Raw genomic sequence first — 21,865 nt, 5'->3', positions numbered from 1 at the left:
CAAACACCCCCAAGGGCAGTTCCGGAGCTGGTCCGGATATTTGCGGAAAACGCGGGCACTGCCACACTTCCAAACGAGAGCGCACACGTGGATTCTCTGCCACGATGCGCGCCCTGAGGTAGTGAAATTATCCGAAGGCCTTCCCCGACCCCGGCTAATAGTTGACTACTGTAACCGTAGCGTTATAAACCAACCAAGAAATTATGCATACCGGGTATGTTTCCAGAGTGACGGCCGACGGCGTTTTTAGTCCCAGGATCCGTATGCCTGCAAGGTATTTTCGGCCAGTTGTCCGCACAGCGCGGAGAGGTCACGGCCTGTCAACTCCGCCATCGCCCGGACCGTGTACGGAATCATGTAACTGGCGTTCGGGCGGCCCCGGTGCGGGTGCGGGGTGAGGAACGGGGCGTCGGTTTCCACCAGGATCCGGGCCGGGTCGGCGATCGCCAGCGCTGCACGTAAATTGGCCGCGTTCTTGAACGTCACCGTGCCGGCGAAAGACAGGTACCAGCCCCGGTCATTGCAGGTCCGGGCGAGCTCTTCGTCGCCGGAGAAACAGTGGAAGACGACGCGTTCGGGGGCACCCTCCTCGCGCAGCACCTGCACGACGTCGTCGTGCGCGTCGCGGTCGTGGATCTGCAGCGTCAGGTCGAGCCGTTTGGCGATGTCGATGTGACGGCGGAACGAGTAGCGCTGGTGGGCCAGCCCCTCCCCCTCCGTGCGGAAGAAGTCGAGTCCGGTCTCGCCGATGGCACGGATCCGCAGGTGGGACGCCAGGGCCTCGATTTCGGCGAGCGCCTCCTCCAGCTCACCGCGCGCAGCGTACCCCGGGGCGTCGTTGGGGTGCAGCGCGACGGCGCCGAGCAGCCGGCTGTCCTGCTCCACGGCCTGGACCGTAAACCGGGACGATTCGAGGTCGCAGCCCACCTGCACAGCCCCTTTGACGCCCACTGCCTCGGCGGCGTCGAGGGCGTCCTTGATACCGACCTCCAGCCCGCCGTCCGGGAAGTTCAGGTGCGTGTGGTTGTCCATCACCGGCACGGGCAGCGGTTCCGGCGCCGGCGGGTACGGCTTGCGGCCCGTCGGGCCGCTTCCGGTGCCGGCGGCTTCGTCACTGCCGGTGGCGCGGAAGGGGGCGGGGGTCTGCGGATTGCACATCCATCCAGCCTAGCCTCGGGCCGGCCGGAGAATTACCCGGAACTCTCTGTCTGCTTTGTCAGTTGTGTTAGTACGCTGATACCAAAACAGGCGTGCACCAGTGGCGGGACCGGCATTCCCTGCCGTTCCGCCCGGGCCGCTCCAGGGCTGAAAGGCTGCCGATGGACTACCACCGACGCACCTCCGTAGACGAAGCGATGCCGGATCCGCAAGGCTTCCCGGCGGGACCCGGCGCTGCCGGCCCTGCGCCCCGGACCCAGCCGGCTGCCGCCCCGGCCACGTCGGGAACCGCGCCGATGGAGGCTGCGGCGTTCCACGCGGCCAGCGAGCGCATCCTGCGCGCCATCAACACCGTGATCGACGGCAAAGCCGAAGCCGCAAAACTCGCCCTGACCGTCCTGTTGGCCCAGGGACACCTGCTGCTGGAAGACGTACCGGGGGTCGGCAAGACACTGCTGGCGAAGACCCTGGCCAGGACCATCGACTGTTCGGTCAGCAGGATCCAGTTCACCCCTGACCTGCTGCCGTCGGATGTGACCGGCGTGTCCATCTACAACCAGGCCTCCCGGATGTTCGAGTTCCGGCCCGGCGCGGTCTTCGCCAATATCGTGATCGGCGACGAGATCAACCGGGCTTCCGCGAAAACCCAGTCCGCCCTGCTCGAATGCATGGAGGAGCACCAGGTCACGGTGGACGGGACCTCCTACAAACTGGACGAGCCCTTTATGGTGGTGGCCACCCAGAACCCGATCGAGATGGAAGGCACGTATCCGCTCCCCGAGGCGCAGCGGGACCGCTTTATGGCCAGGATCTCGATGGGCTATCCGGACCGGGACTCCGAGATGGAAATGCTGGAAACCCACCAGGCGACGTCCCCGCTGACCCGGGTGACGGCTGTGGTGAGCGCCGCAGAGGTGGCTTCCATGATCGCGGCCGTGCAGCAGGTCTACGTGTCCCGTTCGATCAAGGAATACACGGTGGCGCTGGGACGCGCCACCCGGGAGAGCCCCCTGCTCCGGCTCGGCGCCAGTCCGCGGTCCATGCTGCAGCTGCTGCGTGCGGCCAAGGCCACCGCCGCCCTGGAGGGCCGGGACTTTGTGCTGCCCGACGACGTCGTCAGTGTGGCCGAATCGGTGCTGGCCCACCGGATCATCCTGGACCGCAAGGCCGCCAGCACCGGCGAGACGCCGCAGAGCGTCATCCAGTCGATCCTGGCAAAGGTACCGGTCGGCCAGGAACCGGCCAGCGCACCCGCCCGGTCCGCCCGCGGCGGCCAGGCGTCCGCCCAGCCCGCCGGACGTTAGGGGCTGACACGGCCGTGGCGTTGCTGGACCGGTTCCCGAGGCACATCTTCAGCTCGCGCGGCTGGGGACTGCTGGCCGCGGGCGTCGGGTCCCTGCTGGCGGCGCAGGTGATGGGCCGCCGTGACCTCCTGGCGCTGGCCCTGCTGCTGCTGGTCCTGCCGTTGTTGTCCCTGGCCGGAACCCGGGTGCTCAAGCCCCGGTTCCGGGTCTACCGGGAGTTCAACCCCTCCCCCGTGGAGGCCTCCGCCACCACCACGGTCCGGCTGGCAGTGGCCCGAACCGGTCCCGGGGCCGGGTACGCCCTGATGGAGGAACACCTGCCGCCGCGCTTCGGGCAGTCTCCGGTGTTCCGGTTCCCGGCCCGGACGGCGCATGCCGGGACCAGCCGCTACGAGTACCAGCTGCGCAGCGGCAAACGCGGCCAATTCCTCATCGGACCCGTCACGGCCGAGTTCAGCGACCCCTTCGGGCTTTCCGTCCACCGCCACGCGATCGACGCCGGAGACGTGCTCACGGTGACTCCGGCCGCCGTCGACCTTCCGGTCACCGGCCTGGCCGGCGCGCGGGGCCACGACGGCGTGACCGCCACCCGGATCCGGGCGAACCCGAGCGATGACGACGTCATGACCCGGGAGTACCGGCACGGCGATCCGATGCGCCGGGTGCACTGGGCGGCCACGGCCCGCCACGGCTCCCTGATGGTCCGGCAGGAGGAGTCCGTCACCACACCCGAGGCCACGATCATCCTTGACCACCGGTTCCTGTCGTACGCCCAGGGCTCCGGCTACACCTCCGGCGCCACCGACGGCCACGAACTTGTGACCAGCGACGCCTTCGAATGGGCCGTCACGGCCGCCATGTCCATCAGCACCCACCTTGGGGAGCGCAATTACGCCCTGCGCTGCCTGGACCCGGCCGGGGACCCGGCGTTCCTGAATTCGCCGTCGGCGCCCGAACCTGAGACGGACGAGTACATCGGCGCCGGCGGACTGCAGTCCATTGCCGAGAGCCTGGCCGCCATCCAGCTCACCGGGCCGCGGCATCCCGGCACCGACGGCGGCCCGCAGCCTTTTGATGACCGGCTGATGGACAAGCTGTCCGCGCACCGGCTGCGCGGACCGGTCCTCGCCATCCTGGGCCGCCTCTCGGAGGCCGAGGCGCGCGCCCTCGCGCCCGCCGCCGGCTTCGGTGCCAATGCCTTCGCCCTCCTGGTGACGGACCGGGCTGCGGACGCGGCGCCGGTCCTGGAGATCCTGCGCCGCGGCGGCTGGCGCGCCGTGTCCGCCACGGCTGCTACCCCGCTGCCGGCTGCGTGGTCCGCCTTCGACCAGGGCGGGGCGGGGGCACCGACGGCAGCCGCCGACGTGCGGCGCGGCGCGGGGGCACGGCGATGACCCTGGCACCGCAGCGCACCACGACGGCCCGGGGAGACTCCGGGCACGACGGCGGACCGCCCGCCACCGGCCCCGGCGGCCTGTTCCGGATGAAGGGCGCCGGCGCCGAACCCTGGGCCATGGGACTGGCCGTTGCCGTGGCCGTCGCGGGGGCCGCACTGGGGCTCAACGGCGTACTGCGCGGCTGGGCCTGGATCCCGGCCGTGCTCACCACCGTCTTCACCGTGGCGCTGGCCATGGCCGCCCTCAGGGCCCTGCGGCTGCGGGGCATCCTGGTTGCCGCGGGGGGCTTTGCGGCGCTGGCCGTCGTTTTGACGTTCACGTTCTTCCGCCAGCACAGCGTCGCCGGGGTCATTCCGTCGGCGGACACCATGGAGCAGGTTCAGCGGTACCTGCGGCGCGCCAGCGAGACGGTGCTGGCCGAGAGCTCCCCGGTGGCGCCCAACGCCGGCATTGTGTTCCTGATCTGTGGTGTGCTCGGCCTGGTGGTGATCCTGACCGACGCGCTGGCGTTCCCGCTGGCGCTCCCGGCCACCAGCGGGCTGGGGCTGGTGGCCATCCTGGTGGTCCCGGCGATGGTGAAGCCGCAGAGCGTGGGGTGGCTGGGCTTTGCCGGCGCCGCCGTCGGATACCTCATGATCCTGGCCTGCAGCCACTGGTTCCATCCCGTGTCCGGGACCCGGACGGATACGGCGCGGATCCCCGGCGCCCTCAAGCGTGCCTCCCTCACCGGGGCCCTGGCCCTTGCCCTGACGCTGGTCCTGCAGCTGGTCATCCCGGGCTTCGACCAGGGCACCTTCCCGCAGGGATCCCGCCTGAATCCCTGGGGGTCGGCGAGCGGCCTGAACCCGATGATCAGCCTGGGCAACAGCCTGCGCGACCCCTCCGGCGACGGCAGGATCACCTACGCCACGAACGCATCCCAGGCGCCATACCTGCGTTCGGTGACGGTGGACAGCTTCGACGGCGACTCGTGGTCACCTGATGACCGGGACTCCGGCCGGCAAGCGGGGACGGGCCGGATCGACCCGGGAATCGGGTCCACGGTGGAGGAACAGCTCCGGGTGGTGACGGCGGTCAACACCAACCAGTTCACCAGCCCGTACCTGCCGGCACCGTATGCGCCGTCGTCCGTCAGCGGGCTGTCCGGCCGGTGGAGCTGGGACCCGGCCACCTTGAGCATCAAAGGCGTCGATACCAACTCCCGCAACCAGCAGTACGTGGTGAATTCGGTGGTTCCGAAGCTCACCGCAGCCGTGCTGGCCGCCGCCCCGGAACGGGTGCAGGGGGTACCGGACACGTTCCTCCGCATCCCGTCCAACGTTCCCGCAATCGTGCGGCAGACCGCCGATACCGTCACCGCAGGGCGCAGCAGCAGCTACGCCAAAGCCATGGCCATCCAGCAATATCTGCGGTCCGCGGAGTTCAGCTACTCCCTGCAGTCCCCGGTCCAGGGCGGCTACGACGGGAACGGCCTGTCGGTGCTGGCGGACTTCCTAGCCCAGAAAAGCGGATATTGCATCCATTTCTCCTCCGCGATGGCGGTGATGGCCAGGCTGGAAGGAATCCCGAGCCGAATCGCCGTCGGCTACGCCCCGGGGCGTGCGACGGGCTCGACGGTGAGCATCGCGGGACTGGGGGCGTTGCCTGAGTACGAGGTGGATGCCCGTGACGCCCATGCCTGGCCCGAGCTCTTCTTCGAGGGCGTGGGCTGGGTGGCCTTCGAACCAACGCCATCGCGCGGTGTGGTGCCGGCCTACGCGACGGAGCAGGCGGCGCGCAGTGGCGCCAGCACCAACGAGAACAATGACGGGCTGCTCCCCGACGCGGGCGACCCGAAGCCCACCGCGGCACCGCTCCCCGTACCTGTGCCGGTGCCCGCACCCGCGGTCCGGGACACGGCGGCGGACAGCCTGGTACCGGCCCTGTACGGCGTAGGCGGGCTGCTGCTGGTGGTGTTGCTGCTGGCCTCACCCGCGCTGGTGCGCGGCGGGGTCCGGCGCCGCCGGCTGAAAGCCTCGGCGTCGGGTATGCCGGGCTCGGCCGTCCCGGCGTGGGCGGAGTTGCGGGATTTGGCGACCGATTACGGGGTGCCTCCCCGGAGCAGTGAGACCCCGCGGCACTTCTCGGCGAGGCTGCGGGATTCGTCGGCGCTGGGCGAAGCGGGCGGCCTGGATGCCGGGGCGCACGCGGCTGTGGCGTCGCTGACCGGGGATTTTGAACGCCAGCAGTATGGCCGGCCTGCGGCGGAGGACTCCGCCGCAGACACGGCGGCGGACAGGATCGTGCTGGTGCGCGGTGTGTTCCGGGCCCATTCATCATGGTGGACGCAGTTCCGGGCCGTCTGGCTGCCGGCCTCCCTCACTGCGCGCTGGCGGCGCCGGGCCTCATCACCGCTGCGTGCCGTGTCCGGGCCGGCCCGGAATGCAGGAAGCGGCGCCGCGGAGTCCTGGTCCAGGATCCGCGACGCCGCCCGCCGGCTGCGCCGGGGTTAGCCGGTGTAGTTAGCCGGCGTAGGGGTCGGCGATGCCGATGTACTGCGTGTAGAGGTATTCCTCGATGCCTTCGAGGCCGCCCTCACGGCCGAGCCCGGACTGCTTGACGCCGCCGAACGGTGCGGCCGCGTTGGACACAACGCCGGCGTTCAGGCCCAGCATGCCGGTCTCCAGGCGTTCGCCCATCCGGATGCCCCGGTTCAGGTCCTTGGTGAAGACGTACGCGACCAGGCCGTACTCGGTGTTGTTCGCGAGCCGGACAGCCTCGTCCTCGGTATCGAAGGTGATGATCGGGGCAACCGGCCCGAAGATTTCCTCGGACAGGATCCGGGTGCCCTCGGTGACACCCTTCAGGATCGTGGGCTGGTAGAAGTACCCCGGACCCTCCACCGCAGCCCCGCCCAGGACCGTCACGGCACCGGCGTTGACCGCGTCGGTGACCAGTTCGTGGACCTTGTCCCGGCTCTTGGCATCAATCAGCGGCCCCACCTTGGACTCGGCCTCGGTACCCCGGGCCGTGGTCATCTCCGCCATCTTCGCGGCGAACTTCTCCGCGAACTCATCGGCCACGGACCCGTGCACAATGAACCGGTTGGCCGCGGTGCACGCCTCGCCCATGTTCCGCAGCTTCGCCAGCATCGCCCCGGCCACGGCGGCGTCGACGTCGGCGTCCTCGAACACCACAAACGGGGCGTTCCCGCCCAGTTCCATCGAGGTCCGCAGGACCGTCTCCGACGCGTCCGCCAGCAACCGCCGGCCCACCTCGGTGGACCCGGTGAAGGACAGCTTCCGGAGCCGGGAATCCTTGATCAGCGGCCCGGTCGTGGCACCCGCGGTCGAGGTCGGAATAACGTTCAGCACACCGGCCGGCAGGCCGGCCTCCAGCATCACGGCCGCGAACAGCTGGGACGTCAGCGGCGTCAGGTTCGCGGACTTCAGCACCATCGTGCAGCCGGCCGCCACCGCCGGGGCGATCTTCCGGGTGGCCATGGCCAGCGGGAAGTTCCACGGCGTGATCAGCAGGCACGGACCCACCGGCTTCTTCGTCACCAGCAGCCGGGACTTCCCGTCCGGGGACACCGAATACCGGCCGAACGCCCGCACCGCTTCCTCGGAGAACCAGCGCAGGAACTCGGCACCGTAGGTCACCTCACCGCGGGCCTCGGCCAGCGGCTTGCCCATCTCCAGGGTCATCAGCAACGCGAAGTCCTCGGCCCGCTCCGTGACCATGTCAAACGCCCGGCGCAGGATCTCCCCGCGCTCCCGCGGTGGGACCTTGGCCCAGGACTCCTGCGCCGCGGCGGCGGCGTCCAACGCGGCAGCACCGTCCTCGGGGCCGGCGTCGGCCAGGCTCAACAACACCTTGCCGGTGGCGGGATCCTCGACATCAAACGTCTTCCCGGACGCGGCCGGACGCCACTGCCCGTCAATCAACAGACCGGTCGGCACGGACGCCAGCAGAGCAGCCTCACGCTCCGCGGTAACGGTGGGCTGGGCAGTTACAGTCACAATGACTCCCTCGTCAGCAATGGGTTTGGAAAGGTGGATCGGCCCGGCGTCTGGCCGCCGGCCCGGACTACTGCCACGGTACTGCCGGTCTCTCCGGGGTGTCTACGCATGCGCGCACTAGGACCGGGCGATTCCGCTGTGCAGCTGCACAAGCGGTGGAGCAGGACAGGCGCTGGCCGCGCCTGCCAGTGCCTGGCCCCGGGGGCCTGGATCAGCGGGCGGCGAGGACCGCGGAATACAGTTCGCGTTTGCTGACCCTGGCGTCCTCGGCGACCGCGGCCACGGCCTCCTTGAGCCGGATGCCCTGGGCGATCAGTGAGTTGACGGCGGCGACGTGGTCCTCGGGTTTGCCGGGCTCCCGCTCGGGGGCACCGCCCACCACGACGGCGATCTCGCCGCGGACCTCGTTGGTTTCCGTCCACTGCAGGAGTTCGCGCAGGGTGCCGCGGATGACTTCCTCGTACGTTTTGGTCAGTTCCCGGCAGACGGCGGCGCGCCGGTCGGCGCCGAAACGCTCGTGCAGGGCACGGAGCATGGGTTCCAGCCGGTGCGGCGCCTCGAAGAAGACCATGGTGCGGCGTTCGGCGTCGAGGTCGGCGAGCCGTGAGGTGCGCTCCCCCGCCTTCCGCGGCAGGAAACCCTCGAAGCAGAAGCGGTCCGTCGGCAGGCCGGAGAGGGCCAGGGCGGTCAGGACCGCCGACGGCCCGGGCACGGCCGTGACGGTGAGTCCTGCCGCGACGGCGCCCTCCACCAGCCGGAAGCCGGGGTCCGAGACGGCCGGCATCCCCGCGTCGGTCACCATCACCAGGGTTTTTCCCGAGCGGACCTGGTCCAGGAGTTCACCGGTCTTGGCGGCCTCGTTGTGCTCGTGATAGCTGATCACCCGGCCGGCCACGGTGATGCCGAGGCTTTGCACGAGGCGGTGCAGCCTCCGGGTGTCCTCGGCGGCGACGATGTCCGCGGTCTCCAGCAGTCCGATCAGCCGGGCGGAGGCGTCTCCGACGTTGCCGATCGGGGTGGCTGCCAGCACGATCCTGCCCGGCCCGGCGGCCGTTCCCGCCGCCGGCACGGCGTCGTCGGCGGCAAGGGCGGGTGCAGTGCTTGGCTGGGTGCTCAGTTCGGGATCCACCCCACCAGACTACTGCCGGCGGGCGCGCGGGACCGCCGTTCCCGGCCGCGAAAGGTAGCATGGGCAACGTGACGCAGACCCCCATGCGGCCTGCCGAGGCCGGTTCAGCCGCATCATTGCCCGCCGACCAAACCCCGGACAGCACCCGCCACGCCGCAGGCAGGCGGGACCAGGCCCGCACCGGGCGGAACCTGGAGGGGCACCGCTGGATCGGCCGGCCGGCCGAGGCGTTCGGCGTCGAAGCCCTCAAGGAGCGGCTGATCGGCGATATCCGCAGCTGGCGGGACTACCCGCCCACCCTGCGGCTCTGGTTCTGGCTGATTCCCGCCCTCACCGCCGTGCTGGGCGGGATCCTGCGTTTTGTCCGGCTCGACACCCCGCGCAACCTCGTCTTCGACGAGACCTATTACGTCAAGGACGGCTACTCGCTCCTGGTCAGCGGGTACGAGCGCGCCTGGCCGGAAAAGGCCAACGACTCCTTTATCGCCGGCAACCCCGGGGTCCTCCTGAACACCCCCGAATACGTGGTCCACCCGCCGGTGGGTAAATGGATGATCGCCGCCGGTATGTGGCTCTTCGGCCCGGACAACCCCTTCGGGTGGCGTTTCTCGGCCGCCCTGACCGGCACCCTGTCCATCTTCCTGCTCGCCCTGATCGCCCAGAAACTCTTCCGCTCGCTCACCCTGGGCGCCGTGGCCGGGGTGCTGCTGGCCGTGGACGGCCACCACCTCGTGATGTCCCGCACCTCGCTGCTGGACATCTTCTTGATGTTCTGGATCCTCGCCGCTTTCGGGGCGCTGCTGATGGACCGCGACGACGGTCGCCGCCGCCTCGCCGAACGACTGGCCCGGCAGGCATCCGCCTCAGCCGGCGGCGTTCCCTCGCGGCCGCAGCTGGCCGCCGGCCCCTGGCTGGGGATCCGCTGGTGGCGGCTCGCCGCCGGGGTCTGCCTTGGCCTGGCGGTCGGCACCAAATGGTCTGCCCTGTTCTTTATGGCTGGCTTCGGCCTGCTGACCGTCCTGTGGGACCTCAGCGCGCGCCGGATCGCCGGGGTCCACGGCTGGATCACCGGCGGCATCCTCAAGGACGGCATCGCGGCGTTCCTGAGCATCGTCCCGGTCGCCAGCCTGGTCTACCTGGCCACCTGGACCGGCTGGTTCCGCTCCAGCAACGCCTATTTCCGGCACTGGGCCGAGACCAACCCCTCGGCGCAGTGGGGCTGGCTGCCGGATTCGCTCCGCTCCCTGGCCCACTACCACCTCGAGGCGTACAAGTTCCATCAGGGCCTGAGCGCGGAACACCCGTATGAGGCGAGCGCCTGGAGCTGGCTGGTGATGGGACGGCCGACGTCGTTCTTCTATGAGTCGTCCAAGCAGGGGGCGGCGGACTGCGGCGGGCCGAACTGCACCTCCGCCATCCTCTCGGTCGGCAACCCGCTGATCTGGTGGAGCGCCGCGGTATGCCTGGGGATCCTGCTGTTCTGGTGGGCCGGCCGGCGTGACTGGCGGGCCGGGGCCATCCTGGCAGCCGTGGGCGCAGGCTACCTGCCCTGGTTCATGTACCCGGAACGGACCATGTTCTTCTTCTACGCGGTGTCCTTCGAACCGTTCCTGGTGCTCGCGCTGGTGTACTGCCTGGGGCTGGTGCTCGGCCGGCGTTCGGACCCGCTCTGGCGGCGCCGCTCCGGCCTCTACCTGGTGGCACTCTTCGTCGTCGCGGCCGTGCTGCTCTCGGCGTTCTTCTACCCGATCTGGACGGCGGAGCTGATTACCTACCAGGACTGGCGGATGCGGATGTGGATGCCGTCCTGGATCTAAGGCAGGATTACTAGCGGAGCCCCGCGTCCGCCGGGACGCAGAACGGAACGGGAGACACGTGTTGTGAGAGAAGCCAGCACCGGACTGCTCGTCGAGCTGGATCCGGAAAGCAATGTGACGGACCTGCTGCTCGAACAGCACGCCAAGGACCCCGTGCACGCCCTCTACTCCCGCAAAGGTCCCTCCGGCTGGGCGGACATCCCGGCCCAGCAGTTCCTCGACCAGGTGACGGCCCTCGCGAAGGGGCTGATCGCCGGCGGGCTGGCTCCCGGGGAAACCGTGGCCGTGATGTCCGCGACGCGCTACGAATGGACTGTGGCGGACTTCGCGATCTGGTTCGCCGGCGGCGTCACCGTCCCCATCTACGAAACCTCCTCGGCCAGCCAGGTGGAGTGGATCCTGCACGACTCGGGCGCCCGCCGCATCTTCGTTGAAGACCAGGCGAAGGCTGCGCTGGTCCAGCAGGTCCTGGACGGTTCAGCGCTGCTGGCCGGCCGGGTCCTCGGCGTCGTCCGGATGGATTACGACGGCGCCGCGCCGAACCTTGCCAGCCTCGCTGCCGCCGGCAGCGGCGTCAGCGACGCCGAGCTGGAGCGGCACCGTTCAACAGCGGCCCTCGCCGACGTCGCCTCCCTGGTCTACACCTCCGGCACCACCGGCCGGCCGAAGGGCTGCGAGATCACGCACGGCAACTTCGCCCTGGTTGCGAAGAACATCGTCCTGTTCCTGCCGGAAATCCTGCTGCAGCCGCACGCACGGAGCCTGATGTTCCTCCCGCTGGCCCATGTCCTGGCCCGGGCCGTCCAGGTCATCTGCCTCAGCGCGGGCGCCACACTCGGCCACACCGCCAGCGCCAAGGAACTCCTGGAGGACCTTGGGACGTTCAAGCCGACGTTCCTGCTGGTGGTGCCCCGCATCTTCGAAAAGGTCTACGCCGGGGCCGCGCACAAGGCGGCGCTGGCCGGCAAGGACCGGCTCTTCGGTGCGGCCGCCGCGGTCGCCATCGAGTATTCGACGGCCCTGGACGCCGCGGGTCGGGGCACTGGCGCGGGCCCCGGCTGGGTGCTGCGGACCAAGCACGCCGTGTTCGACCGGCTGCTGTACCCGAAACTCCGGGACGCGTTCGGCGGACGCCTGGGCTACACCGTCTCCGGGGCGAGCCCGCTCAGCGCCAACGATGCCCACTTCTTCCGCGGTGCCGGTGTGCCGGTCCTGGAGGGCTACGGCCTGACCGAGACGACCGCCCCGTGCACCGCCAATACGCCGTCCCGCACCAAGGTGGGAACCGTCGGGATCCCGGTTCCCGGCACCACCATCCGGATCGCCGACGACGGGGAAATCCTGGTCAAGGGCATTGGGGTGTTCAAGGGCTACCGCGCCAACGAGGCCGCCAACGCCGAGGCGTTCGTGGACGGGTTCTTCCGCACCGGTGACCTTGGGTCGCTGGACGCCGACGGATTCCTGACCATCACCGGGCGGAAGAAGGACCTGCTGGTGACCGCCGGGGGTAAAAATGTGGCGCCGGGGCCGCTGGAGGAAAAGATCCGTGAGCACCCGCTGGTGGCCCAGGCGGTGGTGGTCGGGGACGGGCGGCCGTTTGTGTCGGCGCTGGTCAACCTGGATCCCGAGGGCCTGGAGAACTGGTGTGCGGCGCAGCGTGTGCCCCTGATGGGCGTCGCGGAGGCCACAGCCAATGAGCAGGTCCGCGCCGCGATCCAGGCGGCCGTCGACGCGGCGAACACCCTGGTGTCAAAGGCCGAGTCGATCCGCACGTTCGTTGTGCTGGACACCGATTTCACGGTCGAGTCCGGGCACCTGACGCCGTCCCTGAAACTCAAGCGCTCCGCCGTCGTCAAAGATTTCCAGGCGCAGATCGACCGCATCTACGGGTAGGCTCCGGCCACTCCCCTGCGCACACAAAAGCGGCCGGCACTGAGGCGCCGGCCGCTTTGCTGTGTGTGAACCGTTTAGGACTTGGCCTCGCGGCCGGACGCCTGGGCGGCGTCGGTATCGACGCCGCCGACGGTGGGTTCGGTCGCCGGTGCGGCGGTGGCGCCGGAGCCGGTGCGTGCCCGCTTGAAGCGGCGGCCCTTGAGTTCCGTGGCGTCCACGCTGCCGGTTCCGTCCGCCGTGGCGGTTTCCCGGACCCGGGGCGCCAGGCCCCGGCGCCTCCGGGTGGGCCAGGTCAGGATCAGGGTGACGAGGGAAGCCAGGAACACCAGCGCGCCGATCACAATCCCGGCGTCCACCCAGAACTGGCCCGGGAACAGCCGGATCAGGGTGTCCTGCAGGGAGAACGTCCACGTACCGTTGGCGAAGAAGATCCGGTGGAACTCGGTGAAGAACTGCTCCCAGCCGAGCACCGCGAGGGCGCCAAGGCCGAGGATGATCACGAGGGTGGCGATCGAGCCGGCGAAGAGGCCGCGCCGGACACCGCCGGTGCTGCGGCGGCGCAGGTAGAGGATGGCGATGATGCTGAGCAGGGCCAGCAGGACGCCGCCGCCGAAGGAGGACAGCATCACTAGCTTGACGTCGGCCATGTGGCTGACTTCGCCGTCCTYGAAGAGCGGATCCCCGGCACGGTTGACGAGTTCGCCGAGGTAGCGCGGGCCGGACCAGTTGCTCAGGTAGTCAACGGCGTACGAACCGTAGGTCATGCGGTCGTCGGTGTTGAAGCCGTAGCCGTCGCCGGGGAAGCCGGGGCGGTTGTACTCCACCCAGAGGAAGAGCGGGCTGGTCACGGCGCGGACGGCCAGGACCAGCAGGATCACGGGGTAGCAGATGGCGAGCAGGACCTGCATCACGCGGGGTGCGACCGGCTTGGCGTTGGCGGCCTGTTCGCGTTCGGCGTTGCGGCGTTCCACCTCTTCCGCGGGCGGCCGGACCTGCAGCGCGGACGTTGGGAGTGCTTCCTTGAATTCCCCGGACCCGGTCCGGCCCGCGGGCCTGGTCGGTTCGGCCGCGGGCCTGGACGGGTCGGTGGCGGCGCCGGTGGCAGTGGCGCCAGCAGCAGTCCCGGCGGCGGCGGCGGATGCGGCGCCGGCGGCCCGCCGGTCCGCGCGGCGGCCCTGCCGTTCGCCGGCGGCCGGGGTGCGGTCCTCCGGGTCAGCAGGGGCGGCTGTTGCTACGGGTCCGGATGCTGCGGTTTCCCGCGCGGGCTCCGGTGCGGGTGCGTCCGCCGGTGCCTCCCCGCGGGCGCCCGCGGCCGTGGTTTCCTGCCGGGCCTGCGGGGTTCCCGCGGCGGCGTCGGTCCGCTTGCCCGCGGCGGCCGGCTTCATCCATTCGAAGGCGGGTTCGTCGGCGTCGTCGGCGGGGTCCAGATCCGGATCCTGTCGATTCGGAGGGGTGGGACTTTTTTCCGTCACTGCTGCTTCGCTTCCGTAGGCTTCCGCGCTGCCGGGCCCGGGGACCGGCGGCGCCACATATCTGACTCCGAGCCTACCGTCAGGGCCTCAGCCCCGGCGAGGTGCCACCCCGGGACGGCGCCGATTCAGGCCGAAATTTCGGTGTAACCGGCGTCCCGGCTGTCGAGGTCGCCGCTGGCGCCCGCACGGTTGGCCCTGCCGCCCAGGCTCAGCACGTACACCCAGTAGCCGGCCAGCACCGCAGCGCCGATGGTGATCTTGGCCCAGACGGGCAGGGCGCTGGGCGTGACGAAGCCCTCCACCATGCCGGAGACCAGGAGCACCAGGACCAGCCCGAGGGCAACCGTGACCAGGGACCGGCCTTCCTCCGCGAGGGCCTGCGAGCGGCGGCGCGGCCCGGGCGCCACCACGGCCCAGAAGATCCGCAGTCCGGCCGCGCTGGCCACAAACACCGCCGTCAGCTCCATCAGGCCGTGCGGCAGGATGTAGCTGAAGAACACGTCCAGCTTCCCGGCGCCGGCGAAGACCCCGGCGGCAACCCCCACGCCCTGGGCGTTGCCGATCAGCATCATGGGGACCCAGAAGCCGGTGATGCCCAGCGCCACGGCCTGCGCGGCGATCCAGGCGTTGTTGGTCCACACCATGCCCGCGAACGACGCCGCGGGATTCTCGGAGTAGTAGTTGATGAAATCCTGCTCCACATAGCGGCGGACCGCGTCGTCCGAGCCGAGGGCACGGAGCGCATCCGGGGAATTCCCGATCCAGAGGCCGTACGCGGTGGCGACCAGGCAGAACGCCAGCCCGCACCAGAGCGTCAGCCAGCGGATCCGGTACAGGGCCGCCGGCAGCGCGATGACGAAGAACCGGGCCAGGTCCTCCATGAAGTTCGAACGGGCGCCCGTGAACCGGGTGCGGGCCTGGGCCAGCGTGGCTGACAACGCCGCGGACAGCCCGCTCTCGGGCGCCACGGAGCGCAGCAGCGAGAGGTCGGCCGACGCGCCCTGGTAGAGCCGCAGCAGTTCGTCGGCATCGGCGCCGCTGAGCCGGCGCTGGTGCGCCAGGGCGTGCAGCCGCGCCCACTTGTCCCCGTTCACCAGGGAGAACGCCTCGATGTCCACGGCACCACCCTAGCGCCCGGGGCCGCGATCCGTCCGGCATCTGCGCGGGATGATGTGGCCGGGGTGATTAGACTGTGCGTGACTGGCAGACGAGTGGGGGTCCGGGTTGAGTTCCATCATCACAGGCGAGGCCGTGGTCCTTGAGCTGCGGCCGGCGTCCTTCGCGGCGCGGGCGCTGGGGCTGTTGCTGGACGTCCTGGCCCACGGCGCCCTGCTGTTCGGCCTGCTGACGGTGCTCGGCGCCGCGGCACCCCGGCTGGACAGCGCCGCCACAGGAGCCATTGTCACGTCGATCGTGGTCTTCTGCTTTGTGGTGCTGCCAGTCACCGTGGAGACCCTTAGCCGCGGCCTGTCGCTGGGCAAGCTGGCCACGGGGCTGCGGATCGTACGGGACGACGGCGGTTCCATCCGGTTCCGGCATGCCCTGATCCGCGGGCTGATCGGGTTCCTGGAGATCTATGCCACGGTCGGCGGCCTGGCGGTCGCCGTCGCGCTCTTCAACGGCCGGTCCAAGCGGCTGGGTGATTTCGTGGCCGGAACGTATGCGCTGCGGCGCCGGGTCCGCGCCGAGGCGCCGGTCCTGCACGGTGTGCCGTTCCAGCTCCAGCCGTGGGCGTCACTGGCCGATATTGGCCGGATTCCGGATGCGGCCGCGCGCCGCGCGTCCCTTTTCATCCGCCAGGCCGGCCGGATGTCGCCCGCATCCCGGATGGCGATGGCGCAATCCCTGGCCACCGAGTTGGCCACGCACGTCGCTCCCCCGCCGCCGCCGGGCACCGGGCCCGAGGAGTATCTGACGGCGGTCCTTGGCGAGCGGAGCCGGCGCGAACTGGACCGCCTGCGCCTCACCGGGGAGCGGAACGCCCGGCTCGGTGCCCGGCTGGGCCGGCTGCCGTACCAGCGCGTTCGCTAGCCGCCTCGGCCTTAGCGTTTGGCGTACTGCGCCCAGGGGATGTTCCAGTCGCCGAAGCCTTCGAGCGGTTCCACGGGCGCAGCCCCCGTGTTCAGGGTCTGCACAACGTCGCCGGTCTTCATGTTGGTGAAGAACCACGCCGCGTCGGCCGGTAGCAGGCCCACGCAGCCGTGCGAGACGTTGGCCCGGCCCACTGCGCCCCACGCGGATTCGAGGGCCTGGTGGACGTAGACGCCCGACGTCGTCAGCCGGTTCGCGTACTCCACGGTCAGCGGCGGGTAGTAACCCTTGTCGCCGGGTTTGAGCCCGATGCTCCCGGCGTTGAACTTGGAGCGGCGCTCCTGTTCCATAATGACCGCGTAGCCGGAGGGCGAGAGCCAGTCCTTGTCGCCGAGGGTGACCGGCGCCGTCCGGACCAGCCGGCCGTCGAAATAGACCTTCATGGTTTTGGTGATGTCGTCCACGACGGCGAGGCGCTGCTGGCCCACGGCGAAGGAGACTGGCACGTTGGAGTTGCCGACCATGCCGTTGCCGAAGTCCACGCCAAACAGCTTCAGATCCACGGTGATCCTGCTGTTGGCGGCCCAGAAGTTTTGTGGCCGGAGCCGGGCACGCCGGTCCGAGTACCAACGCCAGGCCACCGCCTGCCGGGAGGAGACCGTGACTTTGACGGCTTTCTCCACTGCGGCTTTGTTCAGGACGGGCTCACTGAAAACGATCTCGATCGGCTGGCCGGCGCCGATGGTGCTGCCGTTGGCCGGGTAGACGGCGGCGTCAGCCTCGTTGGCGGTGGCGACCGTGGCGAAGGTCTGGTTCTTGTGCGTTTCCCGGCCGGCGGCGTCGACGATCGTGTAGCTGTACCGGTAGCGGGTGTCGAATTCCAGCGGTTCGCCGGCGGTCCAGGTGGAACCGTCGGCGCTGGTGGTCCCGGGCACGGGGGTACCGCCGGTTTCGGACTGCAGCACCACACCTTTGACCGTCCCGTTGACGGCCTTCACCGACGGCAGCGCGGCCGGGTTGACGTCCGCGGCCCCGTCGAGCGGCGTGACCCCAAGTTCGACGGGCGTCACCACGGGGGCGGCCAGGCCGGAGACGTTGCGCATCGGCGAGGCTGCCTCCGAGGGCAGCTCGGCGTCCGCCCAGACCGGGACCGCGGCGACGCCGGTCCCGCCGGCTCCGATGGCCAGGCAGATCGCGGCGACCGCCAGCATCTTGCCGCGGCTTCGCGAGCCCGCGCGTGTTTTCTTCATTCGTGCATCCCCCACTGCATACCCCCGGATTCAGGCCTAGTTCGCGTAGTTAGTCCACGGAATGTTCCAGTCGCCGAAGCCGTCGGTGTGGGCGGCGTAGTCGCCGTCGGTGTTGACCACCTGCACGACGTCGCCGGTGGTCATGTTGTCGAAGACCCATTTGGCCGCGGCCGGGCCGAGGCCGACGCAGCCGTGGGAGAGGTTCACCTTGCCGAGGTAGGGCATGGCCGAGTCCGTGGCCTGGTGGATGAACTCGCCGCTGGGCGTCAGCCGGGTGGCGTAGTTGACGTCGATTTGGCCGTAGTAGGCCGGGTCGCCGGGTTTGAGCCCGATGGTGCGGGCGTCCATGTGCTCCACCCGGTACTTTTCCATCAGCACGAGGTAGCCGCGGGCGGACGGGAAGCGGGTGTCGCCGAGGGTGGCCGGCCACCGGCCGACCTGCCGGCCGTTGATCGAGGCCGTGAAGGTGTGGGCCTTGGCGTCGGCCACCGCGACCCTCTTGTCGCCGATGTGGACGGTCACCTTCTTGTTGAAGTTGCCCACCTGGCCCTTGCCGAGGTTGACGCCGAAGAGTTTGATGTCCATGGTGACGGTGCTGTTGGCGGCCCAGAACGCCTTCGGCCGGTACCGGACCATGGTGTTGCTGTACCAGTGGAAGTCACCCACCTGGCCGGAGGTGGAGCTAATCCTGATCGCCTTTTCGACGGCGGCACGGTTCAGGACCGGTTCGCTGAACGTCAGCTGCAGCGGCTGCGCGACGCCTACCTTCATGCCGTCCAGCGGGTAGATGGCGGCGTCGGCCTCGTTGGCGGTGGTCACCGTCGTGAAGCTGCGGGTGGTGTTGGTGCTCCGTCCGGCGCCGTCGGTCACGGAGTAGCTGTAGGTGTAGCGGGTGTTGAATTCCAGCGGACCGGCGGCGGACCAGCTCGAACCGTCTGCGCTGATTGCGCCGTCCACGGACTGGCCGGTCTCGCTGGTCAGGGCGGCGCGCTCAATGCGGCCGTTGCCGACTTTGAGGGTGACGGGCGCGGCCGGGTTGACCTGCACCGCGGCGTTGGCGGGGGCAGCGGTGAGCTCGAGCGGGGGCACCACGGGGAATGCCAGGCCCTGGGTGGATCGCTCCGGCGAGGCGGCTTCGGAGGCAAAGGAGGCGTGGGCCAGCGGTCCGGCCGCGGCGAACACGCCGCCGCCTGCGGCGAGGGCGCACACAGCTGCCAGCACGGCCACTTTCCGGCCGGTACTCCAGCTTTTTGGGGCGATCACTATACTCGGGTCCTTCCAGACGTTACATGCAAAGCATAAGTGAATTTCCGGGGCGGCCCGCCGTCACGCGCGCCACGATACGGTCACAAAAAAGGGCCCCGGACGGCGAGTCCGGAGCCCTTTCCTATGGTGCGCTGGCCGTCCTAGTAGCGGTAGTGCTCCGGCTTGAACGGTCCGGCGACGTCGAGGTCGAGGTAGGCGGCCTGTTCCTTGGTCAGTTCGGTCAGTTCCGCGCCGAGGGCGTCCAGGTGCAGGCGTGCGACCTTCTCGTCGAGGATCTTCGGCAGCACGTAGACCTGCTTTTCGTACTCGCGCTCACCCTCCGGCTGGCCGGCCTTGGTGAAGAGTTCGATCTGCGCGATGGTCTGGTTGGCGAAGGAGTTGCTCATCACGAACGAGGGGTGGCCGGTGGCGTTGCCCAGGTTCAGGAGGCGCCCCTCGGACAGGACGATGATGGAGTGGCTGTCCTGGCCGGTCGCGGCGTCGGCCTCGAAGACCCATTCGTGCACCTGGGGCTTGATTTCGACCTTCTTGATGCCCGGGATCCGGCCCAGTCCGGCCATGTCGATCTCGTTGTCGAAGTGGCCGATGTTGCCCACAATCGCCTTGTCACGCATGCCGGCCATGTGCTCGGCCATGATGACGTCCTTGTTGCCCGTGGTGGTGATGAAGATGTGGCCTTCGGCCAGCACGCTCTCCAGGGTCGCCACCTGGTAGCCGTCCATCGCCGCCTGCAGCGCGCAGATGGGGTCGATTTCGGTGACGATCACGCGCGATCCCTGGCCGCGGAACGCCTCCGCGGCGCCCTTGCCGACGTCGCCGTAGCCGCAGACGACGGCGACCTTGCCGCCCATAAGGACGTCCGTGGCGCGGTTGATGCCGTCCGGCAGGGAGTGGCGGATGCCGTACTTGTTGTCGAACTTGCTCTTGGTGACGGAGTCGTTGACGTTGATCGCCGGGAACAGGAGCTTGCCCTGCTCGGCGAGCTGGTAGAGGCGGTGCACACCGGTGGTGGTTTCCTCGGTGACGCCCAGCAGGCGTGAGCCGATCCGGGTCCACTTCTGCGGGTCCTTCTGCAGCGAGGCGCGCAGCACGTCAAGGAATACACGGCCCTCTTCGGACTCGTCGTCCGCGGTGGCCGGGACGGCGCCGAGGGCTTCGAATTCGGCACCCTTGTGCACCAGCATGGTGGCGTCGCCGCCGTCGTCGAGGATCATGTTGGGGCCCAGGTCCGGGTTGCCGTCGGCGCCCGGCCAGGTCAGGATCTGCTCGGCGGTCCACCAGTATTCCTCGAGAGTTTCGCCCTTCCAAGCGAACACCGGGACGCCCTGGGGGTCCTCGACGGTGCCGGGGCCGACGACGACGGCGGCCGCGGCCTCGTTCTGGGTGGAGAAGATGTTGCAGGATGCCCAGCGGACCTCGGCGCCCAGGGCGGTGAGGGTCTCGATGAGCACGGCCGTCTGGACGGTCATGTGCAGGGAGCCGGCGATCCGGGCGCCCTTGAGCGGCTGGCTGGCGCCGAATTCCTCGCGCAGGGACATCAGGCCCGGCATCTCGTGCTCGGCGAGCCGGATCTGGTGGCGGCCTGCCTCGGCCAGGGAAATGTCGGCGATTTTATAGTCGAACGTCATGGGGTTCCTTTGTGGTAGCCGGAATGTAGCTGAAGGGACTGGAAGTGGTTCGGCGCCGCAGCGCCCGGCGATGGGCCCGCGGCGGAAACTACTCTGCGGCGTGCCGGGGTGCGCCCTCGCGCCGGCCGCCGTCGGGCTGGCCGCCGTCGTGCTGATCCGACGGCGCCGCGGTGGCCGCAGCCAGCAGTTCCGGCGGGAGCAGCAGCGGGATGCCGTCCTCGATCGCGTAACGCGGCGTCACGCCGTCGGCGGCAGGGGATGTGGCGACGAGCTCGTCACCCTCCTGGACCAGCGCCGATCCCGTCACCGGGCAACGCAGGACAGACAGCAGTTCGGGACTGATCTTTGGCATGGTGAGGGCTCCCTGGGGGCGGCGCCGCTGGCGCCGGTGGCGTACGGAAATATCTGTTCCCAGCCTACCGCCATGTCCGCGGTTCAGGAGGGTTCGCGCAGGACGCGCAGGTGTCCCCGGCGGGTTCCCTCGGCAGCGGCGGGGGCCTCAAGCGCCGGATGCGCGGCACGCTGGCCCTGGCCCGGTTCGGGCGCTGCGGGCCGTGCGGCGGCTTCCCGAACGGCATGCGCGAGGGCCAGCAAGTCATCGGGTCCGGGGCCGGCCGGCGTGGCGGGCATGGCCAGGCGCAGGACTTCCCAGCCCCGCGGCACTGTCAGGGTCCCGGCATGTTGTTCGCAGAGGTCGTAGCAGTGCGGTTCGGCGTAGGTCGCCAGGGGGCCGAGGACGGCCGTGGAATCGGCGTAGACGTACGTCAAGGTTGCCACCGCCGAATTGCGGCAGGCTGACCTTGAACATTGACGAATTGCACCCACGACATCACAGACTACTCCCCCGCGGCCCTGCCCGGGCGCATCGACGCGCGGTGCAGCCCCAGCCGGCGGCCCGACCGCTGCAACGGCAGGGCATCCGCGGGCTGCACACGCGTCGGCGGGCAGCCGGGCGGCGCGTCCGGAGGGCGCCATATCGCAGAAATCAGACGCCGGGTTTAGAGTCGAGTTATGCAGTCATCGCACCATGATTCCGGCTTTACGGTCCGGTTGGCTGACCCCGGCACCGGCGGCACCGCCCTGGGGAAGGGCTTCCGGCAACGCCGCAGGAACCGGCACGGCCGGGGCCTCCGCGGCGAGCTGATGCTTCCAACACTGCCCGGCTACCGGACACGATCGGACCGTTTTGACGACTTCGTCCTTGATTCGGCCCAGCGCCTGCACGACATCTGGGGTAAGCCGCTGGACGGTGTCCGCTTCGCAGTGGATGAGATCCCGCCAGGGCTCGAGCAGCTGGTGGCCGAGGGCACGCCGGCGCCGATGGGCGCGTATGCTCCGGCGACCGCCGAGGAAGGCCCGGTAATCACCCTGTACCGCCGGGTGGTGGAGCAGGCCTGCGGCAGCCGCGAGGAGCTCCAGGACCTGGTGCACGACGTCGTCGTGGAGCGCACGGCCGAGATGCTCGGCGTGCCGCCCGAGTCACTGGACCCGGTGTACCGGCGCCGCTACTAACGGGCCG

17 protein-coding genes are annotated in these 21,865 nt (G+C 69.7%); 7 read left to right on the top strand and 10 right to left on the bottom strand.

The window, feature by feature from the left end:
* Positions 1-246 precede the first annotated feature (246 nt).
* The gene (locus AC1DHY_RS12080; protein ID WP_476903679.1) at positions 247-1,158 is read right to left on the bottom strand and encodes a TatD family hydrolase; all 912 of its coding nucleotides are present in this window, start codon (positions 1,156-1,158) and stop codon (positions 247-249) included.
* Between the two features lie 161 nt (positions 1,159-1,319).
* Between AC1DHY_RS12080 and AC1DHY_RS12075 the strand changes: the two genes are divergently transcribed.
* Genes AC1DHY_RS12075 through AC1DHY_RS12065 form a run of 3 tightly spaced genes read left to right on the top strand, consistent with a single transcriptional unit; the run spans position 1,320 to position 6,351 of the window.
* Positions 1,320-2,462: an AAA family ATPase gene (locus AC1DHY_RS12075; protein WP_476903678.1), complete on the top strand. Its 1,143-nt coding sequence runs from the start codon at positions 1,320-1,322 to the stop codon at positions 2,460-2,462.
* A 14-nt stretch (positions 2,463-2,476) separates the two neighbouring features.
* The gene (locus tag AC1DHY_RS12070; RefSeq protein WP_476879010.1) at positions 2,477-3,856 is read left to right on the top strand and encodes a DUF58 domain-containing protein; all 1,380 of its coding nucleotides are present in this window, start codon (positions 2,477-2,479) and stop codon (positions 3,854-3,856) included.
* Entirely contained in the window at positions 3,853-6,351 is a 2,499-nt protein-coding gene (locus AC1DHY_RS12065; RefSeq protein ID WP_476903677.1) for a transglutaminase TgpA family protein, read from the top strand. The genes AC1DHY_RS12070 and AC1DHY_RS12065 overlap by 4 nt, the downstream gene beginning before the upstream one ends.
* A 9-nt stretch (positions 6,352-6,360) precedes the next feature.
* On the opposite strand, the gene AC1DHY_RS12060 is transcribed toward AC1DHY_RS12065, so the two are convergent.
* Together AC1DHY_RS12060 and rsmI are read right to left on the bottom strand one after the other, a co-directional pair.
* Entirely contained in the window at positions 6,361-7,860 is a 1,500-nt protein-coding gene (locus AC1DHY_RS12060; RefSeq protein ID WP_476903676.1) for an NAD-dependent succinate-semialdehyde dehydrogenase, read from the bottom strand.
* Between the two features lie 211 nt (positions 7,861-8,071).
* Entirely contained in the window at positions 8,072-8,929 is an 858-nt protein-coding gene (gene rsmI, locus AC1DHY_RS12055; protein ID WP_476880088.1) for a 16S rRNA (cytidine(1402)-2'-O)-methyltransferase, read from the bottom strand.
* 119 nt (positions 8,930-9,048) lie between these two features.
* Here rsmI and AC1DHY_RS12050 point away from each other — a divergent pair, with 119 nt between their 5' ends.
* Both AC1DHY_RS12050 and AC1DHY_RS12045 read left to right on the top strand, forming a co-directional pair.
* Entirely contained in the window at positions 9,049-10,806 is a 1,758-nt protein-coding gene (locus tag AC1DHY_RS12050; protein WP_476903675.1) for a dolichyl-phosphate-mannose--protein mannosyltransferase, read from the top strand.
* A 63-nt stretch (positions 10,807-10,869) separates the two neighbouring features.
* Positions 10,870-12,699, top strand: a complete 1,830-nt coding sequence (locus AC1DHY_RS12045) for an AMP-dependent synthetase/ligase (RefSeq protein ID WP_476903674.1) — start codon at positions 10,870-10,872, stop codon at positions 12,697-12,699.
* Positions 12,700-12,773: 74 nt separating this feature from the next.
* Here the strand turns inward: AC1DHY_RS12045 and AC1DHY_RS12040 are convergent, their stop codons facing one another.
* Positions 12,774-14,171 (bottom strand): TIGR01906 family membrane protein, encoded by a 1,398-nt coding sequence (locus tag AC1DHY_RS12040; RefSeq protein WP_476903673.1) that lies wholly within the window; start codon positions 14,169-14,171, stop codon positions 12,774-12,776.
* A gap of 125 nt (positions 14,172-14,296) precedes the next feature.
* The gene (locus AC1DHY_RS12035; protein ID WP_476880676.1) at positions 14,297-15,289 is read right to left on the bottom strand and encodes a stage II sporulation protein M; all 993 of its coding nucleotides are present in this window, start codon (positions 15,287-15,289) and stop codon (positions 14,297-14,299) included.
* Positions 15,290-15,395: 106 nt separating this feature from the next.
* Here AC1DHY_RS12035 and AC1DHY_RS12030 point away from each other — a divergent pair, with 106 nt between their 5' ends.
* Positions 15,396-16,202: an RDD family protein gene (locus AC1DHY_RS12030; protein ID WP_476903672.1), complete on the top strand. Its 807-nt coding sequence runs from the start codon at positions 15,396-15,398 to the stop codon at positions 16,200-16,202.
* An 11-nt stretch (positions 16,203-16,213) separates the two neighbouring features.
* Here AC1DHY_RS12030 and AC1DHY_RS12025 read toward each other — a convergent pair whose 3' ends face one another.
* From AC1DHY_RS12025 to AC1DHY_RS12005, 5 genes are all read right to left on the bottom strand, one after another.
* Positions 16,214-17,452, bottom strand: coding sequence for a L,D-transpeptidase (locus tag AC1DHY_RS12025; protein ID WP_476879294.1), 1,239 nt, complete (start codon positions 17,450-17,452; stop codon positions 16,214-16,216).
* Between the two features lie 36 nt (positions 17,453-17,488).
* Positions 17,489-18,712 carry a L,D-transpeptidase gene (locus AC1DHY_RS12020; RefSeq protein WP_476903703.1) on the bottom strand — a complete coding sequence of 408 codons (1,224 nt, stop codon included), beginning with the start codon at positions 18,710-18,712 and terminating at the stop codon, positions 17,489-17,491.
* A 146-nt stretch (positions 18,713-18,858) separates the two neighbouring features.
* Positions 18,859-20,346: an adenosylhomocysteinase gene (gene ahcY, locus AC1DHY_RS12015; protein ID WP_476903671.1), complete on the bottom strand. Its 1,488-nt coding sequence runs from the start codon at positions 20,344-20,346 to the stop codon at positions 18,859-18,861.
* 88 nt (positions 20,347-20,434) lie between these two features.
* Positions 20,435-20,698, bottom strand: a complete 264-nt coding sequence (locus tag AC1DHY_RS12010) for a hypothetical protein (RefSeq protein WP_476879297.1) — start codon at positions 20,696-20,698, stop codon at positions 20,435-20,437.
* A gap of 83 nt (positions 20,699-20,781) precedes the next feature.
* Positions 20,782-21,171: a DUF3499 domain-containing protein gene (locus AC1DHY_RS12005; RefSeq protein WP_476879298.1), complete on the bottom strand. Its 390-nt coding sequence runs from the start codon at positions 21,169-21,171 to the stop codon at positions 20,782-20,784.
* 186 nt (positions 21,172-21,357) lie between these two features.
* Here AC1DHY_RS12005 and AC1DHY_RS12000 point away from each other — a divergent pair, with 186 nt between their 5' ends.
* Entirely contained in the window at positions 21,358-21,858 is a 501-nt protein-coding gene (locus AC1DHY_RS12000) for a metallopeptidase family protein (protein ID WP_476879299.1), read from the top strand.
* Positions 21,859-21,865: the final 7 nt, after the last annotated feature.

This window comes from Arthrobacter sp. 05L44 (assembly GCF_056397605.1).
The sequence above is the reverse complement of the archived record's forward strand: the minus strand, read 5'-3'. Positions and strand labels throughout refer to the sequence as shown.